General features: G+C 58.8%; 14 protein-coding genes and 5 pseudogenes. 11 read left to right on the top strand and 8 right to left on the bottom strand.

What is annotated here, in order from left to right:
- Window positions 1-155 precede the first annotated feature (155 nt).
- A complete protein-coding gene (locus EN824_RS23600) occupies window positions 156-2,840 on the top strand; it encodes an AAA family ATPase (protein WP_126063811.1) in 2,685 nt (894 codons plus the stop codon).
- Between the two features lie 21 nt (window positions 2,841-2,861).
- Here EN824_RS23600 and EN824_RS23595 read toward each other — a convergent pair whose 3' ends face one another.
- Complete coding sequence (locus tag EN824_RS23595; protein WP_186815491.1) at window positions 2,862-3,191, bottom strand: hypothetical protein; 330 nt, start codon at window positions 3,189-3,191, stop codon at window positions 2,862-2,864.
- A gap of 59 nt (window positions 3,192-3,250) precedes the next feature.
- Between EN824_RS23595 and EN824_RS23590 the strand changes: the two genes are divergently transcribed.
- The 3 genes from EN824_RS23590 to EN824_RS23580 are packed head-to-tail and all read left to right on the top strand — an operon-like array spanning window position 3,251 to window position 7,829.
- On the top strand, window positions 3,251-4,708 hold the full coding sequence (locus tag EN824_RS23590) for a metallophosphoesterase (protein ID WP_126057628.1): 1,458 nt from the start codon (window positions 3,251-3,253) through the stop codon (window positions 4,706-4,708).
- Between the two features lie 2 nt (window positions 4,709-4,710).
- The gene (locus EN824_RS23585; protein ID WP_126057629.1) at window positions 4,711-6,777 is read left to right on the top strand and encodes a hypothetical protein; all 2,067 of its coding nucleotides are present in this window, start codon (window positions 4,711-4,713) and stop codon (window positions 6,775-6,777) included.
- Window positions 6,774-7,829, top strand: coding sequence for a hypothetical protein (locus EN824_RS23580; protein WP_126057630.1), 1,056 nt, complete (start codon window positions 6,774-6,776; stop codon window positions 7,827-7,829). The genes EN824_RS23585 and EN824_RS23580 overlap by 4 nt, the downstream gene beginning before the upstream one ends.
- Before the next feature lie 606 nt (window positions 7,830-8,435).
- Here the strand turns inward: EN824_RS23580 and EN824_RS23575 are convergent.
- Window positions 8,436-9,494 (bottom strand): class I SAM-dependent methyltransferase, encoded by a 1,059-nt coding sequence (locus EN824_RS23575; RefSeq protein WP_024504268.1) that lies wholly within the window; start codon window positions 9,492-9,494, stop codon window positions 8,436-8,438.
- A gap of 57 nt (window positions 9,495-9,551) precedes the next feature.
- Window positions 9,552-9,772 (bottom strand): annotated as a pseudogene (locus tag EN824_RS23570) (insulinase family protein); the annotation flags it as partial.
- Between the two features lie 1,054 nt (window positions 9,773-10,826).
- Between EN824_RS23570 and EN824_RS36140 the strand changes: the two are divergent.
- On the top strand, window positions 10,827-11,192 hold the full coding sequence (locus EN824_RS36140; RefSeq protein WP_245454714.1) for an extracellular solute-binding protein: 366 nt from the start codon (window positions 10,827-10,829) through the stop codon (window positions 11,190-11,192).
- Between the two features lie 464 nt (window positions 11,193-11,656).
- On the opposite strand, the gene EN824_RS23560 is transcribed toward EN824_RS36140, so the two are convergent.
- The 3 genes and pseudogenes from EN824_RS23560 to EN824_RS36135 form a co-directional block, all read right to left on the bottom strand.
- A complete protein-coding gene (locus EN824_RS23560; RefSeq protein WP_024504270.1) occupies window positions 11,657-13,111 on the bottom strand; it encodes a glutamate synthase subunit beta in 1,455 nt (484 codons plus the stop codon).
- Window positions 13,112-13,152: 41 nt separating this feature from the next.
- Window positions 13,153-13,316 (bottom strand): annotated as a pseudogene (locus EN824_RS23555) (thioredoxin domain-containing protein); the annotation flags it as partial.
- Window positions 13,317-13,591: 275 nt separating this feature from the next.
- Window positions 13,592-13,777 (bottom strand): annotated as a pseudogene (locus EN824_RS36135) (pyridoxal-phosphate dependent enzyme); the annotation flags it as partial.
- Here EN824_RS36135 and EN824_RS23545 point away from each other — a divergent pair.
- The gene (locus tag EN824_RS23545) at window positions 13,692-14,645 is read left to right on the top strand and encodes a TauD/TfdA family dioxygenase (RefSeq protein ID WP_126063812.1); all 954 of its coding nucleotides are present in this window, start codon (window positions 13,692-13,694) and stop codon (window positions 14,643-14,645) included. The pseudogene EN824_RS36135 and the gene EN824_RS23545 overlap by 86 nt on opposite strands.
- A 594-nt stretch (window positions 14,646-15,239) precedes the next feature.
- Here the strand turns inward: EN824_RS23545 and EN824_RS35350 are convergent.
- Window positions 15,240-15,509: a hypothetical protein gene (locus EN824_RS35350; RefSeq protein ID WP_024504272.1), complete on the bottom strand. Its 270-nt coding sequence runs from the start codon at window positions 15,507-15,509 to the stop codon at window positions 15,240-15,242.
- 993 nt (window positions 15,510-16,502) lie between these two features.
- On the opposite strand from EN824_RS35350, the pseudogene EN824_RS23535 reads away from it, so the two are divergent.
- Window positions 16,503-16,649, top strand: a pseudogene (locus tag EN824_RS23535) (multicopper oxidase domain-containing protein); the annotation flags it as partial.
- 104 nt (window positions 16,650-16,753) lie between these two features.
- Here the strand turns inward: EN824_RS23535 and EN824_RS36130 are convergent.
- Window positions 16,754-16,882 (bottom strand): annotated as a pseudogene (locus EN824_RS36130) (LysR family transcriptional regulator); the annotation flags it as partial.
- A 370-nt stretch (window positions 16,883-17,252) separates the two neighbouring features.
- On the opposite strand from EN824_RS36130, the gene EN824_RS23530 reads away from it, so the two are divergent.
- The 4 genes from EN824_RS23530 to nodB all read left to right on the top strand — a co-directional run bounded on the left by EN824_RS23530 (window position 17,253) and on the right by nodB (window position 20,843).
- The gene (locus tag EN824_RS23530; protein ID WP_135932739.1) at window positions 17,253-17,534 is read left to right on the top strand and encodes an acyl carrier protein; all 282 of its coding nucleotides are present in this window, start codon (window positions 17,253-17,255) and stop codon (window positions 17,532-17,534) included.
- A complete protein-coding gene (locus EN824_RS23525; protein ID WP_126057631.1) occupies window positions 17,535-18,743 on the top strand; it encodes a beta-ketoacyl-[acyl-carrier-protein] synthase family protein in 1,209 nt (402 codons plus the stop codon).
- 853 nt (window positions 18,744-19,596) lie between these two features.
- On the top strand, window positions 19,597-20,187 hold the full coding sequence (locus EN824_RS23520) for a NodA family N-acyltransferase (RefSeq protein ID WP_024505875.1): 591 nt from the start codon (window positions 19,597-19,599) through the stop codon (window positions 20,185-20,187).
- Window positions 20,184-20,843: a chitooligosaccharide deacetylase NodB gene (nodB, locus tag EN824_RS23515; RefSeq protein WP_126057632.1), complete on the top strand. Its 660-nt coding sequence runs from the start codon at window positions 20,184-20,186 to the stop codon at window positions 20,841-20,843. The genes EN824_RS23520 and nodB overlap by 4 nt, the downstream gene beginning before the upstream one ends.
- Window positions 20,844-20,849 lie beyond the last annotated feature (6 nt).

Raw genomic sequence — 20,849 nt, 5'->3', positions numbered from 1 at the left:
TTGTTTGCTGACCTAGCGGCGCGGGGGGAGGTCATTTATTGGGTACATCTCCAGCACTCTATGTGCGATCGCGAGGAAAATTTGTCCAGACAAGCGAATTCATCGAATCTGGACTAATCAATAAGTATAATGATGGTAAGATTCGGGGGGCAGGAATGGCCGAGGTTGGACTTTTGGAATGGGCGGATAAGCAGCCCGACTGGATTAGGGATGCCTTAAGAAGACACGCCGCGCGGCCGGGCTTCAACCTCGAGCAGGAGGATAAGGCCGGTGTAACAGCTCGGGTCCGCCACGTCGGTGGATTTACCGCTGATCTGCCCGAATGCTCTCCGCTCTCGGCGGAGCATTTGAGGGCCAACAGTTCGAACGAGCCGCGCGCGGTGCTTTGCTCACTCGGCCCCGTCAAGCATTTGAACCGCCTCGCCGAAGAGCAGCAACTGCGTTTCGCCACCGATGGCATCACCATTATCTACGGCGACAATGGAAGCGGAAAGAGCGGCTATTGCCGGATCGCGAAGAAGCTTTGCCGTAGTCTGACGGCGGATGATCTTCTTGGCAACGTGTTCGAGATCGGCACCAAACCGCCAGCCGAAGTGCTTGTCCGGTTTCTCGAAGAGGGTGCTACGGAACCGACCCCCATAACCTGGAAGGACGGAACGCTGCCCCCCGCGTCAATTGCACGGATCTCCGTTTTCGACTCCGCGAACGCTCGCCTCTACGTCGATAAGCAAAACCGTATCGGTTTTCTGCCCGCAGCCATCGCGCTTCTCGAAAGCCATGGACGTCACCGCACCGAGCTCGAAGCCGACTTCCGGGAAGAAATCAAAGCGATCGAAAAGAACCTAAAGACACCATTGCCGAGTGGGTACACAGCTGCCGGCGCGGTCGTAAAGCTGCTGGCTCGTCTCGAAATCAAGTCAAAGGACGTGATGCCTTCCGCAGCCGAAATCAAAAACCTCGCTGCCCTCTCAGAGCAGGACATGGCTGATCTCGCTGGCCTCGAACAGGCTCTGGCAAGCGACCCTTCAACGATGGCGACAAAGCGTCGGCGTGCCAAGGCGGCCTTGGAAAAACTGCTGACTGCATCTGAACAGATCGACGCGGCTCTCTCAGCGGCGGCCCTCGAGATTTATCGCAATCTATATGCAACAGCCGATTCTACAGCGCAGGCTGCACAACTTGCCGCCTCAGGAGCGTTCGCGACTATGCCGTTGAGCGGCGTTGGGCTTTCTCCCTGGCGGTATATGTTCGACCATGCACGAGCCTATTTAGCGAGCGTCACTGGCATCGATCATCAGCACTTGCCAGATCAGGAAGGCGATCGTTGCATGCTCTGCCAGGAGCCGATGACGGCGGACGCCGCGGGGCGGATCCAATCCTTCAATGACTTCGTAACGGGCGCCGCAAATAAGGCGGCGCAAGTCGCATCTATTGCCCATGAAGAGGCCCTGCGCCAAATCAAAGGACTCACCATTGCGACCGGGGAGGCGGTTGAGGCGGCTCTCGGAGAGTTTGGCGATCTGTCCGCCGCACGCAAGGCGATGGTGGCCCTGATCTCGGCATATTATGTCGAGGCAGGTAAAAGGCGTGATGCAATTGTCGTTGCGGCTGCGCTGTCCGAGTACGCTGCGTTCCCGCAACTTGCGGCGCCAGTTGCATCGAAACTCCGAACGGAGGCGGAGGCGCTAGAGGCCGAAGCGCTGACGGACGACAAGGCAGCGGCCGACGACGGGAACCGCGCTACCGATCGAGCTCGTCGCGATACACTCAAGGATCGGAAAAAACTGGGCGACGATCTCACCATCGTTCTCGCGCGCTTGGCGAATCTCGAAGAGCGGCGCAAGCTTCTCTCATGCTGCGATGCTGTCGAAACAGGCTCGGTGTCACGGCAGATGACGTCGCTTCGACGAAGCCTCGTCATGCAGGATCTCGAAAAGCGCGTCGTCGCCGAGATTGAGACTCTGGCGTTAACGCACATCCCGTTCGCAGTTAATGATCGTAGTCAAGATGGGCAGAGCTATTTCGAGGTCGGGCTCAACGCGGCAAAAGCGATCTCAAACAGCAAGGTCTTAAGCGAAGGAGAGCAGCGCGCGCTTGCCCTGGCCTGTTTCTTAGCCGAGGTCGGAGGAGACACATCGCGTCAAGGCATGATCATCGACGACCCCGTGTCATCTCTCGACCATGTTCGGATCAGGCGGGTCGCGGCAAGGCTCGTAAAAGAAGCGGCCACAGGACGTCAGATTATTATTTTCACCCATAATCTTCTGTTCTTCAACGAGGTGGTTGACGCAGCTGCGCAGGCCAATCCGCCGATTCCCCTTGTTCGAAACTACATCAACAAGTCCGAATCTGCCGGTTTTGGCTTGATTAGCGAAACTGACGAGCCGTGGATCGCACAGTCTGTCACGAAGCGCATCGAGACTCTCAAGACGCGCCTGAAGAGCTTCGACGGCGCCACTGATTTCACCACCGATGCTTGGCGAAGGTCAGCGAAGGATTTCTACAGCGATCTTCGGGAAACCTGGGAGAGGCTCGTTGAAGAAATCCTGCTCGGTAAAGTCGTCGAGCGATTTAACAGCGATGTCAAGACACAGAGCCTGAAGGGTGTGGTGGTCGAGGACGAAGACCACAAGCGAATCTATTGGGCCATGAAGCGAGTTTCGGAGCGTTCTGGACATGACATGGCGTCCGCCAAGGCCATTCCAGTTCCAACACCAAACGATATGAAGAGCGATCTTGATGGAATTGACCAATATCGTATCGACACCACCAAACGAAAAAAGGATGCCGAAAAGCGCCGGATTGAATTCGAACAGCCTCCCAAGGCGACTGTACTCTAGCCTAATGACTATTGTCGTGTATTACTGGCCCTCACTGGCTTCATCCTGCTGCGCATGCCGGTGTCCGCCTGCCGCGGGCGAAGCCGACGTGACGAGGAAGTATCGCGAGGGCGCCAAGCCATCAATGGCTGTGCGCTCGCTCTTCATCTTGGATTTCAGCGCCGAGAAGCCTGACCGCTGGTAGTGCTTCGCCTGCACAATGTCGCCGCCGGCAAGGGCATGTCGACCATCCATCGCGTCGTCCGGTCCCTCGGGAAAGGCCTCGAAACGCTTGTCGATCTCGCGACCTACGAGGTCGCGGGCCAAATCCTCAAACTCGTTATGGGACAAACTCGAGAAATCATAAGCCATGCGCCCAGATTGAGTGCCCATTTGGTGGGCAGACAAGCAACCGGGGGCACAATTGCGTCGTGCCTCTCCATTACCAACAAAAAGATAAACGCGCTTTCCAGGCGATGCGGTCGGATGATCGTTTCGCGCTTGGCAAAAGCGAACGGATTAGTCTATGGCTCTCGGCGGGGGGGCGAGTTATGCGACGGGTGCGAATCCTTCAAGTAGGCGATATTCACTATCCGGATTGGCATCCTTCCTCTAGCAACATCGATGCCAAGGATAGCAAGTTCGCTCCGAAAATAACGCAGAAGCTACGCGCGTCTTCGCTGCGTGCCGTCTTGACGAAGCTTCGGCGGCTGACGACTTCGAAGCCCTTGGATTCGATCGCCTTCATGGGGGATTTCACGAGCCGTGGCGACAAGACTTTCATTGCTTCGGCATTCCAGCATTTCACGTTGCTCTGCCGCGCACAGGGGCGCAGTTCAAAGGCGCTTCCGTTGATATTCGTACCGGGAAATCACGATGTGAACCGTGATGACGCGCGCGAACTTGGACCGACTGAGAAATTCAGCGAAATGGCGAGTTTAGCCGCCCGCTTGGGTTGGCAGACCGTTCCCGTGGACCAACCCGTGCACTTCAGACTTCCGACAGGATCCGCAGGCGCAAACTTCATCCTCGTCAACACAGCGATAGGCAGTTGGGAGCTTCAGAACCTTCCCGCGTTCCTTCGTGATCGTCTCGAGGCACTCGGTCCTTCTACAGAACCTGTAGATCTCGGCTCGCCGGACACCTCGGGACATTCGCCCGCGACACCTCCCAGCGATCCAGACAAGGAGGCGTCCGACGACGAGTATTACGGTCAGATGGACACGCCATACATCTCGCGTGAGATGCTTGCAGGCCTACAGGAATTGCTCCAGCAGCCCGACATGCGTTACGGCATCATGATCGGCCATCACAATCTGCTGCCACAAAAGACTCCGCGCATTACGCCATACGCGGAGATGCTCAACAGCGGATTTGTCAGAACTCAGCTGCTGCAGGGCAACAAGCCTATCGTCTACCTGCATGGACACATACATGCCGATCCGGTCGAGATCGTCAACGATCCAAGGTTTCCGGACGGCAAATTGATCTGCATCTCAGCACCAGAGATACAGTCAGGTTTCAATGAGCTCGTCTTCTTCACGACCGATCAGGGAGAGCTCGTCGGCATCCGACTTATACCCTACCGCACCAATGTCGCCGACGGGACGGTCATGGAAGGCGAACATTGCTTCATCTCGACTATGTCCAACGGCAAGGCCTTTCTGAACAACGACACGTTTGACCTGATGCGCCGACTGCGCGACCATGCCACCAGGCGCGGGAATGGGTTACTCTTCTGGGACGAGATCACTGAGATTGCCGCCTCCGCCGAGCTCGGGCTAGATTTGGAAGACTCTCTTCTGATGCTCCAAGCGGCGCGCTTCGTCGAGATAGACGGCCTCACGAAGGCAAACTCGGCTTGGCGCATTAAGGTAAGGGACGAATAGAGATGGAGAATCCGTTCGGCCCCAACAGGATCGAGTACGAAAGTCGCCCGATACTGTGGTTCAGTCAGAAGTCGGCCTTGATTTCTGCCGCCGCCAAGCCGGTCTTCGTCGCAGGGACGAGAGGCAGCGGCAAGACCAGTATTCTTCGCTCGCTTTCCACAGTTCATATCCTCGAAGACAAAAGTCTCGCGGACCAAGTCGGCAAGCTCGGCTGGTATGGCGTCTTCTTCCAGCTCAATGAGACATTTTCGCCCCTAATCGACAACGCGGTTCTGAACCTCATTCCGGAGCGGATACGCTTCGACACGGCCGCCGTGATCCCGCGGCAATTCGTAATCTTCTCTCACTATCTGGAGCTGAAGATAGTCGAACGCCTGCTCGAGAGCATCAGCCAGCTCAGACGCGACAGCCACTTGAAATACCGGGCCTCTGAAGATAGGGACGTCGCCTTGGCACTGCATCGCGAAGTGCTGCACTTCATACCCCAACCTGCCCGTCTCGACTTCTTCAGCATAGATGAGCTGCGGGGTGGGATAACCCGGTACGTCGACGAATGCTTCAACGCGTTCTTCTTTGCCGCCGATGAGGGAGCGACCGGCTTCAGAGCGACAGACCCTGGCGCGATCATTAACAAGGTCGCGACCGCGATCACCCCACTTTTAAATGGCCCATCTTTCGCCGGTGACAGGGCGCCCTTCTTCAAGATCCTGATTGACGACTGTGAGGCACTGACACCGCTCCAACAGCAGTTCCTGAACACCTTGGTGAGGAAGACGCGCGGCAATGTGAAATGGGTCCTCGCCTACATCGGCGGCCTTTACGACACGATCCGGACGATCATACCCGGCCAGTCGCTCTCGAATGCTGACCGGGACGTCGAGAATCTTGATTCAGTCGATCCGAGGGAGTTCGCCACGCTGTGCGAGAACGTGTCGTCGCTTCGGCTCTACTATGCGCTTCCTGACCATCTGCGGAGTGATCTCAAGCGCAACGATGCGCTCAGCGCGTTTTCGCTCAAAAACCGGCTGGGGCGGCTTTCCGTCAATGACATCATCGAGCGGGTTATCATATCGGGTCATTCCGAGGGCAGAGAAGAGCTTGTGGCACTCGCTGATGCAGCACGTGAATTCCTCTCCGTGAATTTGAGGACGGCGGATCAGCAGCAATTCCTTCTTGATCGAAAAGCGCGCCCTTATGCCGAAGGGCTGGCGCTCGCGCTCATGAACCCGGAAATCAAGCGCCGGCCCATGAGCAAGGCGGATGCTTCAAATCTGAAGAGGTCGATCGCCCGGAAACAGGGATGGGCTTTTCTGAAAGCGTGCCAGATGCTGCGTCTGCATGACTACCCGTACGTAGGGCACCAGATCATCACATCATTGAGCGACGTCTGTATACGCGATTTCCTTGATATAATGGGAGAGATCTTCCGCCGCAGTGTTCCGAGTTCCAGTGATCCACGAAAACTGGTGGAATTCATCAACTCGGATTTACAGATTCATCTCGAACAGCAGAGACAGGCTGTGAACGCCGCCTCTCAACGGAAGCTTGATGGACTTCAGGCGCTTTCACATCCGTACGAAGAAGAGAGCGTGCGCATGGTGCGGGCGTTGGGTTACCTGACCGCTCGCCTCCAGACAGAGTTTGCCGAAGAAAATGCTCTAGGAACGACAGAGAGAGGCATTTTCAGGGTTGATCTAAAGGAAATGCGCTCGCTGGTGAACCGACTGGAGCAACCCAGCGGAAAACTGGACGAGGTCCTGCGTCGGGCGGAAAGGGATGGGTTTATCCGGGAGGTCTCCGCCGCCGGCAACTTTGAGGTGGACCGCGCCGACCCCGCATCGAAGGAGATGCTGATCAGATTGCATCGGCGATTTGCACCTTACTTCGGGTTCTCCTATCGCGGCCCGTACGAAATCAACACAATCCCTGCGGCGCAGATGGTCGACCTGCTTTTTACCAGGCATCGGCTCCCAGAAGACTGGGCCGACTCGGTGTTTAAGGAGCTCGTCGCGCGGCCCGCACTCAAGACCGAATTCCAGCACTCGCTTTTCGAGAGCGATCTCGAATGACCGCTTCAACTGTCGAGTATCGAGTCTTCGGCCATCTGGCCGTCACTGAGAAGGCGAGAGATGCAGGTACCTGCGAAACGATGGAGGCAGATATCGCGATCGTCGCGCTTGGATGGGAAACGCGTTTCGCCGCGTTCGAAAACCATCTTGACCTGAAGGTCGGCAAAATCGTGGTTCTGGACTTTGCTCTGAAGGAAGCGAACGTCCCAGCCGTCGAAGAAAACCGGCGAAAGCTCATCGCTATGGGTACCCGATGGGGCGTCGAAGTGACTGCGATCACCCTCGAGCCTTCCATCGAGTATCAGAAGAACATCAATCTCCTCGATCACCTGCTCACTCAGATGGCCGCTTCATGTGGCTCATACGAAGGAAGCCTGCGGAAGGTTTTCGTCGAGTGCTCGACGATGCCGCGAATCTACATCCAATGGCTGATTGCGGTGGCATTCAAGAAAATGTCGATTCAGTCTCTCGAATTCGGGTACGCCGAAGGTATCTACGGGAACGCGATCGGCAAAGAGGATTTTTCCAGCGGCTTGGACCGATACGTCACCGTCCCTCATCTTCAAGGCAGCGGAGGAATGGGCGAAGAGAAAGTCCTGCTCGTGGGGATCGGAGGAGATGCCGACGTATTCTACGGATTGATCGATATCGTCAGTCCGGAACGGATCTCGCTCCTCGTCCCAAGAAGCGAGAAGAATGCGCATATCGATGCTTTGCTCGATCAACAGGTGGCCAAGGTACGTGAAACCCACCGGCTCGAAGATGGCGAAGTTCGCGACATCCAGGCTTTCGGGCTGATGGCCCACCTCGATGCTTTCGAGACGTATCTCGACGGGTTCGGCTCGCGTGCGGTGGTGAACGTTTTTGTCAGCGGCCCGAAGGTTCAGGCCATCGCTGCTGCCGTGCTCGCCTGCTCCGACAGCCGCGTCCATCTCAAGGCACGAATTCCCACCTCCTATGCCCATCGTGAAGTCTCAGCGAATGGGCGGTATCATATCTATAGGCTGATTGACCTGACATCCCCTGCCTGCAGCCTTCCCGGGACGTTCTGACACGATCTTGCATTCGAGTAGCATCATGGTCCCAGTAGCCGTTCCGCCAAGCCTTCAGCGCATGTTCGTGTCGCCCGATCCGGTCGATGGGGGACTAATTCCCACTTAGAAGCTGCTCTACATCAGATCAGGGGAAATGCAGACTGGCAGAATTCCATAATTAGCGACTCAAAACATATACTCAGGCGAGACTGTTTAGCATAGAAATAGTGAGCGCTCTCCAATATGTTAGGCTCTGTCGCAGTAGCGCAACAAGCTCAGTCTTTGGATGGGTGGTATGAGGATGAGACGACTGAATGTGTACAGGCTCAGTCATTTTATCGAGGCTCTCGTTTTTGTCGTAAGCGCGTTCGGTGCGACGTGGCTTACCAGCTTTGTGAACGCGCCATGGTGGGCATATGTGATTATAGCGGCCATCACTATGGGCATGTTCGTAGCCGTGCGTCGGGTCCTTTCTGAGCCGCAACGTATGGGACTCTTGGCACACAACTCGGCAGCGACCTCTGCGTGAACCCAGGCGCCTTGAAAATGTCCCCGATGCGTCCGGATTTTTGGCGGTGATCTTCAATCAAATGCGATGAGCTGCAATTTCTGGCGACGGCCACGCTAAGGGCGGGCCTCCAGCACCATGTTGAACGGTGTCTCCGCGGCGCGACGCAATCGCTTGAAGCCGCCGCCGGTCACAACCTTGCGCAGCCTCGCCTCACCGGCCTGGGCTCCAAGCGCGAGCCCGACTTCCTGCGACACGGATGCGGGCGTGCACACGAAAGTGGAAGCGGCATAGTAAACGCGGCCGACGGGATTGAGGTTCGCCGCCAGATGATCATGCGCGAACGGCTCGACGATCATCCACGTGCCGTCCGGCTTGAGCGATCCGTGGACATGGGTGGCGGCGCCCGTCGGGTCGCCCATGTCGTGAAGGCAATCGAAGAATGTGACGAGGTCATACGTTCCGGGATAGCTCTTGGCGGCCGCCACGTCGAACCGCGTGTTAACGCCGACGCCGGCTACCTCGGCCGCCTTGCGGGCGCGCTCAATCGAGGGGGCATGATAGTCGAAGCCGACGAAGCGCGAATTGGGGAAGGCCTGTGCCATGAGCACGGTCGATGCACCATGACCGCATCCAACATCCGCGACGTCCACGCCGCGTTCGAGCTTCTCGACGACGCCCTCCAAGGCCGGCAGCCAGGAGTCGATCAGATTGGCATTGTAGCCTGGACGGAAGAACCGTTCCGTACCGCGAAACAGACACGCGCTATGATCGTGCCACCCGACGCCCTTGCCGGACTGGAATGCCTGCCTCACCTTTTCTTCATCGAGCCACAGCGCGGACAGGAACTCGAATGCGCCTGCCATGAAGGCCGGGCTGTCTTCATCAGCGAACACCAGCTCTTGCTCGGCGTTGAGATAGAATTTGTCGCTCGCTTCATCGTAGTCGACGTAACCCGCCGCCGCCTGCCCGGAAAGCCATTCCCTTACGAGGCGTTCCTGGGTGCCGGTGCGTGTCGAAAGTTCGGCGGCCGTCATCTTGCCGCCTTCGCGCAATGCCTTAAACAGGCCGAGTCTGTCCCCCAGCAGGACTCCCGCGCCCGTTGCGATCGCACCGAGATCGCCGACCATTTTCCCCAAGAATGCGTCCAACTTTTCCTGATTCGCTTCAGACATCTGAATCTCCCTTTGGGTTCAATCTCTCCAGGCGACGGAGCCGTGCTCGTCATGAGGCGCCTTGAGCATCAGATGCTCGAAGACATGCAGATATCCCCGGCGGCTCATCCGCGCTGCCGATCCTGCACCAGACCATATCGGTGACGAGCGGCGCGGTGGTCGGGAATGACAGCCACCTCCATGCCGTTGAAAAGCAGGAAATCCGTCACTTTGCCCTCGTCGGTAACCGGCGGAGCCGGAGTGGTCGTCACCAGGGCAAGCCCTGTTGCAGCAGGTATCCTTGGGCAGCCTGTCAGAACATCGATGACTCCGGTTGTGGTGCCGGGGCGGGCGATCAGGGGCCAAGTGATTGTTCCGCGGCGGCTGTATGTTGTGGTAAGGTGATCATGCGAACTCTTGTTGGTCGGTCACGTGTTTTGCGGATGACCCGCATGTACTGTGCCAAATGAGAAAACCATTCAAACGCAATCCAGTAGATCTGACTGTATCCGACATTGTCGGAATTTGGACATCGCCGAACGCGAAGCGCTCGGGGCTTGTGACGATACTTGAGCGTGCTGCTTCGGAGGAGGGATGCGCCTCGAACCGGCCGCGAGGCCTTTTTCTGGCAACGGATATTCCGGCCGGGTTAGGCCGCGAGGAAAGCGACGGTGAATAAGAGGTAGAGGACCAACCGTTTTGAGCGGGTAGTTGCCGTGTTGCGCCCCCAGGCAAAGGCCAGCACCACGGAGCAGTATTTCTGGTGGCGATACTACATCGCCTTTAAGTGCCGGTTACCCGTTTTTACCCAGTTGGCCTGGTGCATTCAGAGCGAGGTCGTTGGAAACCGCTTATTGTGGCTATGAGCAAACTCGGGATGGAGGAGTGGACCCAAAAATTGGCAAAATGCCCCAGGGAGGATTACATGGGTCGCTCATTCCCCGTACTCGTTACAGGTGCGCGTCGCTACGCAAACAGCTTGCTTTTGACTTGGCGTTTCTTGCCGTTTCGGCATCGCTCACTAATTCGGCCGCTGCCGACACCGTGAACTGGCGTCAATTCGAAGGGACCAGCATAACTTGGGCCTACGACATCCACCCCTATGCGGATGCTCTCGCTGCGCAACTTTCCGGAGTTCGAGAAGCTGACCCGGCATCAAGGTCACGCCGGAACTCTACCCAGACGATTCTTACTGGAACAAGATGACGATCCAACTGACGACGAAGTCGCCAGCATGGGATGTGTTCGGCACTGGCATTCAGCCCGCGTAGGACCTCGCTCCGAGTGGCGCCTGCTGGACAAATACCTGAGTGATCCGAAGCTTACCGATGCTGGATACGACTACATTCGGACATGATCAAGAAGTGCGCGGCTCCTTCCTTCGCCAATGATAACTGGAACCAGGTCGTGGACGGCATCTCGTCCGGCCGCACCGCGATGACGATCGACTCAAAAATGTTCGGCTTCTGGAACGATGTTGCGGGGAAGCCGGCATCCGGCAAGATCGCCTTCGCTCCGCCGCTGCACGCACCGAGCGCCACGAGCTTGGATTCTGACATCTGGATCTGGGCTCTCGCCATGAACGCGGCTTCCGAAAAGAAGGGCACGGCCTGGCTGTTCATCCCGTGGGCCACCTCCAAGCAGGTGGCGCTCAAGGGTGCCCTTGCTGGCCAGCTCGTCAATCCGCCGCGCACGTCGACCTGGCAGGACGATACCTAGACTAAGTACGCTTCGCAGCCCGAGTTCAACAACTTCGTTGACAGCTTCAAAAAGATACAGGATCAAGCCGCGCTGGCTTTCACACCGCGTGTCGGCTTCGGCGAAGCCATGAACGCATGGGCCGTGGCGATGCAGAAGATGGCAAACGGCGATGACGTCGAGACGACGTTGAGGGCGCTTGCCGAAGAAATCCGCACTGGCCTCTGATCAAAAGGAACAGGGCAGTACTATTGCACTGCCCTGTTCCCGCCAACGGCGGAGATCACGCCGTGTCACCCCAAGCACTTAAACCCAGCGCTGCTTCGCCCGGCCGCGCCGACGATTTTTCTTGGCCGCCAAGGCGGCAGCCTGCGGCCGGGGCCACAACCGAAACGACCACGGCGATCAGTCCGTAAGCTGCCCGGGGCAGCGGAAGGGCGGAAAGCGCCTTCAGGTGGCCGCACAAGTAGGGTCTCGAGACGGACTCAGCGCGGCAGCACGCTCGATCCCATCAGCGCCTCATCGATGGCGCGCGCCGCCTGGCGGCCCTCGCGGATCGCCCAGACGACCAGCGACTGGCCGCGCCGCACGTCGCCCGCCGCATAGAGCTTTTCGACGCTGGTCCTGTAGTCCCGGTCATTGGCCTCGACATTCTTCGAGCGGCGGCTGTCAATGGCGATCTTCATCTGGCCGGCCAGTTCCGACACCGGCCCGCGAGCGGCTGGCCCGGCAAAGCCGATGGCGATGAACGCGAGATCGGCACGAATGACGAATTCGCTGCCGGCGATCGGCTTGCGCTTTTCGTCGACCTCGCAGCATTTGACCCCGGTCAGCTGGCCGTCTTCGCCGATGAACTCGAGCGTCGCCACCTGAAACTCGCGCTCGGCGCCTTCGGCCTGCGAGGACGAGGTGCGCATCTTGGTCGCCCAGTAGGGCCAGACCGAAAGCTTGTCTTCCTTTTCCGGCGGCTGCGGACGGATGTCGAGCTGGGTGACGCGGACCGCGCCCTGGCGGAAGGCGGTGCCGACGCAGTCGGACGCGGTATCGCCGCCGCCGACGACGACCACATGCTGGCCGCCGGCGAGGATCGGATGCGACGGCCACGCCACCGACTGGATCGGTTCGCCGCCGACACGCCTGTTCTGCTGCACCAGATAGGGCATCGCGTCATGCACGCCGCCGAGATCGTCGCCGGGAATGCCGGCCGCGCGCGGCGTTTCGGAACCGCCGCAATAAAGCACCGCGTCATGTTCGGCGAGCAGCTCGGCAACCGGCTTGTCGACGCCGACATTGACGCCGCAATGGAAGGTGACGCCCTCGCCCTGCATCTGCTCGATGCGCCGGTCGATATAGTGCTTCTCGATCTTGAAGTCGGGAATGCCGTAACGCATCAGCCCGCCGGGCCGGCTCTCGCGCTCATAGACATGGACGTCGTGGCCGGCGCGGCCGAGCTGCTGGGCAGCCGACATGCCGGCCGGGCCGGAGCCGATGACGGCGACGCGCTTGCCGGTCTTCTTCTCCGGCGGATAGGGCCTGATATGGCCGGTCTCGTAAGCCTTGTCGGCGATCGCCTGCTCGACCGTCTTGATGGCGACGGGAATGTCCTCGAGGTTCAGCGTGCAGGCTTCCTCGCAAGGTGCGGGGCAGATGCGGCCGGTGAATTCCGGGAAATTGTTGGTCGAATGCAGGTTGCGGATCGCATTGTCCCAGTCGCCATTGTAGACGAGGTCGTTCCAGTCCGGGATCTGGTTGTGGATGGGACAGCCCGTTGGCCCGTGGCAGAACGGAATGCCGCAATCCATGCAGCGCGCGGCCTGTTTCTCGACCTCCTTGTCCGACATCGGCAGCGTGAATTCACGGAAATGCCGGATGCGGTCGGAGGCCGGCTGGTACTTGTGCACCTGCCGGTCGATTTCGAGAAAGCCTGTTACCTTGCCCATAGTCCAGCTCCTGCTGTCCAGATGGCGCGCCTGGCGACGCCCTGCAGCTGGATCAGATGGGGCATCCCGTCCACACATGGGCCGCACCAAGTTGCCCAAAATTCGACTATGTACACTTGCCGGGCTCAAAGCTCGTGAGGGGCTCGCCATGCAGCCAGTTCTCGACTCTAATCGAAGGAGCCGGGGACTCCATCTGCAATACCACGTTGCGGTCCAAAGCTATTTCCAAAGGTTTCTGCACGAGCTGGTTTCCTCTCAGAGACGGCACACGGGTTCAGGGAGGAGCGCATCGCTCGTCTTGCCCCATTAAGTGCAGTCACAGTCACTCAGTCTCAAAAGCCATGCCAACGCGCTCAGCGCGCAGTTAGCGCCCATTGCTTCGAAAAACCTCGTCAGTGCCCAGATGTTGGTTGTAATGAACCTGACATTTGTCTGACGCTGTCAGCTTTTGGACACGCGATCACGCGCTTCGTGCCGCCAGGCCAGGCCGAGCCCTGTGTTGCCAGCGGTCGCTTCGATGATTGTACCGCCCGGCGCGAGCTGGCCACGCTGTTCGGCATTAACGATCATCGACAACGCAATGCGATCCTTGATCGATCCGCCGGGATTTTGGCTTTCGAGCTTGACGAAGAGAATTCCTGACTCCGACGTTGTACCGCTGACCAGCCGTGTTGGAGCTGAAATCAGAGGAGTTCGCCTTGGTGGAGACCTTTCGGACGCAGCGATAGCAGCCATCAACCAGCTTCTTCTAAAACACAAGGTGATCTTCTTCCGCGGCCAGGAGCATCTCGACGATGCGGAGCAGGAATTGTTCGCGCGGCGTCTGGGTAACCTTGTACCTCATCCCACGCAGGGGCCGGCAGCCGGCACGGCCTCAATCCTCAATCTCGATTCCGGCCGTGGCGGTGGCAGGGCAGACCAGTGGCATACCGATGTGACTTTCGTCGATGCCTATCCGAAATTCTCGGTCCTACGTGGCGTCGTCATTCCGGCGGCGGGGGGCGACACGATCTGGTCCAACACGCACGCCGCGTACGAGAATCTGCCGGCGCCGCTCAAAATATTGGCGGACAATCTGTGGGCTATTCATAGCAATTCCTACGACTACGCAGCCGTGCGCCCGCGCGCCACAGCCGAAGAGAAGAAGCACTTCGAGGAAGTTTTCACATCGACGATCTACGAGACCGAGCATCCGGTCGTGCGCGTCCATCCGGAAACCGGGGAGAAGTCGCTGCTGCTCGGCAATTTCGTGCAGCGCCTCGTCGGCCTTTCCAAGAGCGATTCCGCCAAACTCTACGAGGTGTTCCAGTCCTACGTCACTGCCCCGGAAAATACCGTGCGGTGGCGCTGGCAAGTAGGCGACGTCGCTATCTGGGACAACCGTGCTAACCAGCATTATGCGGTCAACGACTATGGCGACCAGCACCGGGTTGTGCGTCGCGCTACGGTTGACGGTGACGTTCCGATCGGCGTCGACGGTCGCCGCAGTATAACCCATGTCAAGGCAGCCAAGCCGGCGGCGAAGGCAGCCTGACCGTCTGAACAGGGTAAAGATGAAAACTTCGTATCGCCGCGGCCATATCGCGCTGCTTAACCGCCCCACAAAGCCTTATGATTTCCGAGAAGCAAGGCGAGTTGCGGGCTCGAGGCTTGGCCCGAAATCGAGGTCCTGCAGCGTGGCGCATGGCTCGAGTCGCTGCTCGTGGCCCCGCTGCAGCGGTACAGGTCCCCCACCGCCCCACCATCTCGCCCGCCCTGCACCTCGGATAGCGATCATTCACCGTTTGTTCATTATGATAGCGCACGATCATAACTGGACATGCTGGTAGCTCGTACATGCCTGAAGGCCCTGCGCGCCGACCCAGCGCCGGGGCCTTTTTACTTCCGCAAAATCGATTCCAGCAACGCGGGCACTTCGCAGGATGTCGGAATCCCGCGCTTGCGATGATACGCCGTACAGCGAATTGCGCGAGTCAAACGAATTTGGGTTTCTCAAATATAGAATCGTCGATACCGATCCTGATGGATCGAGCCTCGACGACGAAGTCAACCATCTTCAAACGGAATTATTCAACATTGCCGAGAGCTCCCGGTGTGCCGTCGAAGCCGACATTGGGGAGGTCAGCGGTCACCAACGATCATGGTGATCGCCAGCATCTTTCGTATTCACATAACCGTCGGCCTTGTACTTTCCCGAGGCCATGACATGAGTGGGTCTTCCAAGCACCGATTTGGCCCGGTAGGATTTGCAGGGGGCGCGGACAAGCGGATGAACAAACGGAATGATGCCGGAAAACTGCGCGCGCCTGCTGGGATTTAGCCGACCGTCGATAGGAACATAGCCCTGGTCGACGGCTTTCTGAAGGGCAAGAGTTTCGCCGACCTGGCTCAGGAACATGGCTTGTCGACAACGAGGGTGCGCCAAATCATCGAGAAGGCCGATCGGCTCGTGGGCGGCGCATTCAGACCAAGACTGAAACGTCCAACGCCTCGCCTCGGTCCGATTTCATGGTCGACTATCCCTATGTGTGCAAATGGCCGAGAAGCACCGGCTGGGTAGCGTCACGCCGCATCATTCTTTGCGGAGCTGGAGCGCGCGGGATCGCTGGAGCGGCTGGTGAAAGCGGTTGCCGGGGCGCACAACACGTGAGCTGGCGCCTCGTGTGGCAAAAGGAGAGGGCGAGAGCCCATGGCCTGCAATGAAGCGATCAAGCATTGCGATCGTGGAACCAAGCTAGTCGACCATCCGGACCGCGGCCTTCAATGCCAGCTCGCCTTGGAATCGGCCTTCCAGGAATTGGCTGAGCGCGCAGCGGAATCCGGCTGGACCGAGGAGATAGCCACGCGCTCCTCGAACTCGCCGGCGCGCGCCTCAGGAGCGACTCCGCCAATGACAGACTGAGAGGACGATTAATCGTGCCAGGGCAACGAGAGAGCGGCAGGTTCAAGAAGCTTCGCCTGAACCGATAGGAACGTCGCTGCGCCAATAAAATTGGCGGTGAAGGCTGACCGCGGCCGAGTCGGGCAAGCGAGCGAAGTGCTGAAATAAGGGCGTGAGAATCCAAGACATCGTTTGTAGAGAGCATCGAGCTTCGCGAGATTGTGGTACAGGATCGACCGCAGGTGTTCTCGCAGCGCTCGCAGAACCCGGGATTCTTCCGCGGCACCCGCCAAGGCGAAGAACGGTCAGAGTTGCACGATAACGTTTAAAAGCGAGCCTTCCTCCGAAAGTCTGCGCGCGCAGTTCCACGGTCCGATGCGCTTTCATAGCTATTCCAATCGCCGCGCCCATCCTCTCCCGGATCAGGTCCAGCGGGTCTGCAGTGCATGCGCCCCCAAAGTGGACGCCATTGGGCCGGGTGAACCGGGCTCGATTGCGCGCCGAAGGCCCGTTCCAGGCCCGGAAATCCGGGTCCGTCAGGGCGAGCGCGTGCGGGTCGAGGTAGAGAACGGCCTTGCCGAGAAAACGACCGTGCACTGGCATCGCGTGCGTGTGCCACATGCCATGGATGGCGTGCCTCACCTCACGCAGAAGCCCGCGAAAAGGCAACGGAAGATCTAGCATTTATGGGGGAAATGTTTTTTCGGAGTGCTTGACCCGCAGGAAGGGCAGGGCATGACTGCCTATCGCCCGACCCGGCCGGCCGCACTCATGACCGGCTGGGCTCGGTTAATCCTGCATGCCGCGCCCATGAGGTTGCGCTCTGTCGGGAGTGCGTCGAGCACAACGACGAGATGTAGTTCACGATCTTTGAAACGCGTGTCAACCATCCAAAGTGTGGATGCCTTTCATCGAAACAAACGATTTCATCAATGTTCTGGAATCCTGCATGGGCAGAACAGAAACCGCCCGAAAGGAGATTTTTCATGCGCTCTACCGGGCAGTGGAGTGCTGGGAAAGGGAGTTGCAACTGACCGGGTCCGACTTCTTCCGAGTCTATGGACAGACTGGGAGACGCGCACGGTGTAGCGGCTCACATCGTCATACTGCACCTACGCCACACACCGGCCGGACCTGATCCGGCTTTATGAGCATTGGGCTTTGTCAGTTGCCCAAGCGTGATGGCTTTCGCGACGCGGCGCGCCTCAGGAACTGAGCCGCGTCCAGGTCGAAACGCGGGAAAGAAAGACAGGAAACAGAATGGCCGATCAATTCGCAACGGACGTCATTGCCCTGATCAAGAAACGCGCCGAGTCGGAGAGCGGTGAGGGAATGCCTGCGTCATTCGTCGGCGAGATAACAATCGCCACGGAACTGGACGCGCTCGGGTTTGATTCGCTGGGTTTGGCGGACGTCCTCTGGGATGTGGAGCAGGCCTACGGCATCAAGATCGACATGAACACGGCCGATGCCTGGTCCCATCTCAAGAATGTCGGCGACGTCGTGGAAGCCGTCCGCGGCTTGCTTGCGAAGGAGGCTTGAATGGACAGGCGCGTCGTTATCACCGGAGTGGGCGGCCTGTGCGGACTGGGCACCGACGCCGCCTCTATGTGGAAAGAGATGCGCGAAGGCCGCTCCGCCATCGGCCCGATCGCCAATTCCGAGCTTCATGACCTGGAGGGCATGACCGGCGCTGAGATCAAGGCGCTGCCCCAGCACGACATCAACCGGGGGCATCTCATCTCCATGGACCGCTTCAGCTTGCTCGCCGTGCTTGCAGCGCGCGAAGCCATGCGGCAGGCCGGACTTTCCTGGGACGAGGGGAATGCCCATCGCTTCGGCGCGACAGTGGGCGTCGGATTTACCGGTTCATACGCAACAGAACAAACTTACCGCTCACTGCTTTTGGGTAGCGCAATCCGTGCTGAACTCTTCACTGGAGTAAAGGTGATGCCCAGCGCCGCTTCCGTCCATCTTAGCTTGAGCCTCGGCTTGCGCGGGCCGGTCTTCGGGGTGACCTCCGCATGTGCCTCGGCCAACCATGCGATCGCCTCGGCGGTGGACCAGATCAAGCTGGGCCGGGCCGACGTAATGGTTTCCGGAGGCAGCGACGCACCCTTCGCATGGGGCGTGCTGAAAGCATGGGAAGCAATGCGCGTGCTTTCACCCGATACCTGCCGGCCCTTCTCCGCCGATAGGAAGGGCCTGGTGCTGGGCGAGGGTGCGGGCATGGCCGTGCTGGAAAGCTACGAGCATGCCACGAGGCGTGGTGCCACAATTCTTGCCGAGATCGCCGGCGTCGGCCTTTCCGCCGATGCCTTCCACATTGCCGCGCCATCTGTCGAGGGGCCAGCGTCGGCGATGCGCGCCTGCCTTGCCGATGCCGGGCTGAATGCCGAGGACGTCGACTACCTCAACGCGCACGGCACCGGTACCAAAAGCAATGATCAGACTGAAACGGCGGCGATCAAGCGTGTGTTTGGAAACCACGCTTATTTGATGTCCATCTCTTCCACCAAGTCCACGCACGCGCATTGCCTCGGCGCAGCGAGCGCGCTTGAAATGATCGCCTGCGTGATGGCAATCCAAGAGGACGTCGTGCCGCCGACCGCCAACTATCGCGAGCCAGATCCCGCTTGCGACCTCGACATCACACCCAATGTGCCGCGCGAGCGCAAGGTGCGCGTCGCCATGAGCAACGCCTTCGCCATGGGCGGTACGAACGCAGTTCTGGCATTCAGGCAGGTGTAGAAGCCATGCAAGACGCCTCATTTGAGGTCACCTGTCGTATCTAGCTGCTTGCCGGACCACTATGTGAAGCGAGCGCTATTGGCTGCCTCTGCGATGCGGGAATTGGCAGCGGACGTCTCACGATCAAACAGGCATCTGCTTGTAGAATTCTTTTAATCGTGAAGCGGCGCGAGTGCGCTATCCGTTGAGGTGAGCAAGGCCGGCGCCCTGGGTGAGCGCTGGTGTCGGGTGGTGGAAAGTACAGGGGGAGCTGTGTGGCCCCCTCTTTCTCGGCCTCGACGATGTGCGAAGGAGCCTGTGCGGCGAACGGGCCGACGCCCCAGGCTCAGAACCTGGGCGAACCTAACTCCCGCCAAAGGACAGCCCAGAGCTGGATACACGAAAGAGATACTGAACCCGCGAATCAGATTCTGATCAATCGTCGTGTCTGAGCTCCGCTCGGCTCTTACGGAGATAATCGCGCGGCCCGGCAACGGCCGCGCGTGCCGCGGGCGTGAGCTTTGCGCTTCGTCAGAAGTGCCTCGAGCGTGACGACGATAATTGACCAGCCATATGGAACGCATTCGCCCAGTTATCCAAAGCGTGGATACCTTTCATCTAAACAAAGGATTTTACCGTTTTTGCTGCAGGTCCCATAGAGGCGCTTCAAGTTGGAAAGATAGGTAGTTCCCATGGTTGCGTTGGATCCGAGGAGCATCATCTGGTGTGCGGGGCGCACAAAGTCAGTCGCATCTGCATTACGGCTTGGTCTTTCGGCGGTCTCCACAAGTTACGCCCCGTTGGTGCGATGCCAATTATTTAACCAATGCTTGGACATTTATCTCAACCAGACAGCTCCAAGGTGAGGTCTTCCATGCGCCCGAATGTCGATTGGAAGTTGTGCTGGGAAAATGAGCTGCAACTGGCCGACCATGTCGAACTCTCCGACTTTTTTCGAAAGACCTATGGACGGACTGGCGCCTTCAACGCGGAGCCATTCGAAGGCGGCCGCAGTTGGGCCGGCGCGAGGCCGGAATTCCGCGCAATCGGCTACGACGCGCATGGGGTAGCGGCTCACATCGGCATGCTGCGGCGCTTCATCAAAGTTGGCGAGGTCGACTTGATCGTCGCTGAATTGGGCCTGTACGCGGTTCGTCCGGATCTTGAAGGGCTCGGAATCGGTTTTTCGATGCGCGTGGCGTACCCAGTGCTCCATCAGTTGGGTGTTCCATTCGCTTTCGGCACGGTTCGGCACGCGCTGCGAAACCATGTCGAAAGATTCTGCAGAGCCGGCCTCGCGAACATTGTGTCGGGCGTTCGCGTACGATCGACCCGTCCAGATGTGCATCCCGACCTGCCGCCCACGCGCCTGGAAGACGTACTCGTGTTGGTTTCGCCGATCGGACGCTCGATGGACGAGTGGCCGTCCGGTACCCTGATCGACCGGAACGGTCCGGAACTATGAAGCCTCTGGACTACATATGCGAAGGGCAGAGTGACAATGCCGATGGCACTGCAGAGCGCAGCGTCTATCTGACGTTTGACGATGGTCCCAATTCATTTTTCACACCGCAGATACTCAATGTGCTGGCGCAACATCAGGTGACGGCGACCTTCTTCGTTGTTGGGGCCTACGCGGCCGACGAGCCGGAACTCGTTCGCCGAATTATTACAGACGGGCACGGTATAGCCAACCACACGATGACTCATCCGGACCTGGCCAAATGCGGGTCCGTCGAAGTCGACTGCCAGATAGTTGAGGCAAACAGAGTCATAGGGATGGCTTGCCCGCAGGCCATGGTTCGGTACTTTCGTGCACCGTATGGCATCTGGACCGAAGAAGTAATCGCTGCATCAGCGGGTGCGGCATTGGCGCCCGTCCATTGGTCCATTGATCCACGCGACTGGTCTCGCCCCGGCGTTGACGCCATCGTCGACAGAGTGCTCGCCGATATCCGGCCGGGCGCAATCGTGCTGTTGCACGACGGGTGCGCTCCCGACGAATTGCAACCAGGCAATCAAGCCAGTCTGCGCGACCAGACGGTGACAGCGTTGTCACGCCTAATTCCAGAATTGCACGGCCGCGGATTTGTAATCCGATCACTTCCTCAACACCCCTGAACAAAC

This window comes from Mesorhizobium sp. M8A.F.Ca.ET.181.01.1.1 (assembly GCF_004792025.1).
In the GTDB taxonomy this organism is placed as follows: domain Bacteria; phylum Pseudomonadota; class Alphaproteobacteria; order Rhizobiales; family Rhizobiaceae; genus Mesorhizobium.
Note: the sequence above shows the minus strand (reverse complement) of the source record. Positions and strands in the feature narration are given on the sequence as shown.